General features: G+C 33.7%; 3 protein-coding genes. All 3 read right to left on the bottom strand.

The window, feature by feature from the left end:
- Nucleotides 1-356: 356 nt before the first annotated feature.
- Nucleotides 357-1133, bottom strand: a complete 777-nt coding sequence (locus tag L950_RS24895) for an esterase/lipase family protein (RefSeq protein WP_021191390.1) — start codon at nucleotides 1131-1133, stop codon at nucleotides 357-359.
- An 85-nt stretch (nucleotides 1134-1218) separates the two neighbouring features.
- Nucleotides 1219-1482, bottom strand: a complete 264-nt coding sequence (locus L950_RS24890; protein WP_021191389.1) for a hypothetical protein — start codon at nucleotides 1480-1482, stop codon at nucleotides 1219-1221.
- Nucleotides 1483-1525: 43 nt separating this feature from the next.
- A complete protein-coding gene (locus tag L950_RS29065) occupies nucleotides 1526-1969 on the bottom strand; it encodes a hypothetical protein (protein ID WP_156169868.1) in 444 nt (147 codons plus the stop codon).
- Nucleotides 1970-2590: the final 621 nt, after the last annotated feature.

Below are 2590 nucleotides of genomic sequence, written 5' to 3'. Positions count from 1 at the left end.
TTAATGGCAAATTTCACGACAGAGACTACACTTTTAATTTCTGGAATAAAAGGGAAAATAAATGAAAAAGGGCATTTAACGGATTCTAAAACAAATATTGCGCTATTAAATTTTGTAGATGCCTTTGAAAAACTGATGTCATAGTTTGAAATTGGGAATCAGATTTATTGCGAGATTGATCATAGAATTAAAACCAGCAGTCGTTCTGAAGTTATTTCCTTTTTGAAAAAACAAATTTTTATTTGAAGATATTGAAAAAGTAGCAAATCATGTTTATTCCATCATTAGGCATTTTATTAAATAATTTTGATTTCATTATATAGTTAAGAAACATGATGTTTTTCAGAAGTATACCATTAAAAACCATTTTTAGAAAGATCATCTGTTATTTTACGGTAAATCTCGGGAATGTCAAATGCTCCAATTTTCCTCCGTTTTATGTCAGTTATTTCAACATGTGAAATACCACGACTACTATCCGTGAATAATTGAAATTTATCACCCCAAGCTGCTGATTTCACAGATACAAGTCCATCATTTTCTCCGGCGTTCTTCATTAAATACTGATATGTCCAAGAGTATAGGAAGTCATCCTTTTTAGAAGCCATAGCAGATGCATAACTATTGTAATATACCAATGGATCATTTAAGTTATTTTGATTAAAACTTTCCATATAATTTATGCTTAGCTCATTTATTACATTATAAATATTTGGGTTATTGTCACCGAATATTTTGACAAAAACAGGGAGTATACGTTTCGCAAGTGAACTTTGAAAGGTTCTGTTATTTAAAAAATAATCTGCAATTAAAGTACCATGATGAGGCGTTGATATTGTTGTTAAAGAAGCTATTTTTCGACCATATTGCAAAGTCGAAATCAGGAAACGCGCGTCAATACCACCTTTTGAATATGCTATTAAATTAATTTTTTCTACACCGGTCTTATGGATTATATGTTCTATTCTTAATTGAAGTAACTTTGCATTATCTTCAATTGAGCCCCAAGCATCAGTATGCCCATAATATACATTAATTCCTAATTCCTTTAGCAATTTAGGAATTCTTCCCCAGAACAAAGTGTTGTCTTTTGCTCCAGTTCCGTGTATCAGTATAAGTGGATATTTTAACATTTAGTTTCTATTTTGTGTAGATACAATGAATAATAGGATTGTCTGAATTTTTAAAATACAATATACCTATTTTTATATATTCATTTCAAATTATCGCTTCCATATCCTGTACCAATTTGACAGTGATCTCTCCACTCCATGAATATTCACTATTTTGGGTATAGGCTATTACGTCCGCATCAGAAATAAATCTGACGTGCCAACCAAGATATTTGATGGTTTCAAAAGCGATAACAAAAAACTGTTTGTTGGTAAGACCGTCTAACAGCATATTCTGCTTGGATATCCCCATATGTGAATTAATTGATATTTTAAGTTGATCATTAATTAGTAATGGAAGTATTTCCATTTGTCAAATACCACTTTGCAAATCCTTATTTTTAATTATCAAATTATTCAGTTTTCTTAATCGCACTATTCAGCCTAGCCAAGTAATACTTATACTGCCTTTCCTCCAGTACTCCTCGTCCCTTTAGTATATAAGTTTTCACGATTAAGGACGTATTGTCGACCCATCTGATATCTTCCACTGCCCAATTCTTGGTCTGAAAGCTTGCCATTTCTGAAATTCGGGCATGAGAGCTGATCATGCCATCGCGTATTTCTAGAAGTCCTATAAAGCAACTATTGCGTTCATATACATGGTTGTAGTAGTAGGCAAGAAAGCGTCCGTCGGGAGAATGGATGGGGAGCGATACGGTAGCATCCCCGATAGAGACAATCCCATACTGGTCGGAAGTAGCGCTGTCCAGCAATACCATGTCGCTGAATCCGAGATGTTCAGAAACACTATGGCTTACTAAAGCATGCATCTGCAAGCGCGGCAAATATCCCATATACTGCCAGCCGCGAAAACCGTCGTCTTGTCTGGGCGAATCGTCAAATTTTTTGAGTTTAATGAGACCTTTTCCTGTAGGTACTATCAGTGTGTTGTTCTTTATGGCAAAGTGGGAAAATATCATTTTCGGCGCTGGAGCAGTCCTTTCATAAAGTTGTTTCTCTGCAATCTCAATATGTATTTCTGGAAGGCTGTCATAGCGATCTGCATAGCCTACAGCCAGCTCTTGGCCTGACTGACCATAAGCAAGTCCTATTGAAAAGAAAAAAAGGAAGATCAGTCTCATATTAATTTCTTTGTTTTATTTTCAAATTTTTGTTTCAAAGAGTATATCCTGTAAATTTTATCTACAGAATTTATGTCTTATAAATTATTAACTTTAATTGCACTAAATTCTATCATGATTCTTTCATAAGTTTTTAGAAAAGCTTTCAAAAGTTCTTCATACAGATTATATAGCAATTCGAGGAGCCGGTATAAAACTCTCGAGTGGGTAAAATTGAACTGTTTCTTCTTCCTGACTTTTAGCGCTAACTGAATACTAAGAATGAAACAATTATAAAGTATCTAGATAAGCTATATTTGATAAAGTTTGAAGTGGAATTGCAACAATAAAGTA

Source organism: Sphingobacterium sp. IITKGP-BTPF85, assembly GCF_001006065.1.
Classification (GTDB): Bacteria; Bacteroidota; Bacteroidia; order Sphingobacteriales; family Sphingobacteriaceae; genus Sphingobacterium; species Sphingobacterium anhuiense.
Note: the sequence above shows the minus strand (reverse complement) of the source record. Positions and strands in the feature narration are given on the sequence as shown.

What these genes read in the sequence shown, in the direction of transcription:
- L950_RS24895 (WP_021191390.1), bottom strand. Translation starts at nt 1,133, where the DNA reads ATGTTAAAATATCCACTTATACTGATACACGGAACTGGAGCAAAAGAC.
- L950_RS29065 (WP_156169868.1), bottom strand. Translation starts at nt 1,969, where the DNA reads ATGGGATATTTGCCGCGCTTGCAGATGCATGCTTTAGTAAGCCATAGT.
- L950_RS24890 (WP_021191389.1), bottom strand. Translation starts at nt 1,482, where the DNA reads ATGGAAATACTTCCATTACTAATTAATGATCAACTTAAAATATCAATT.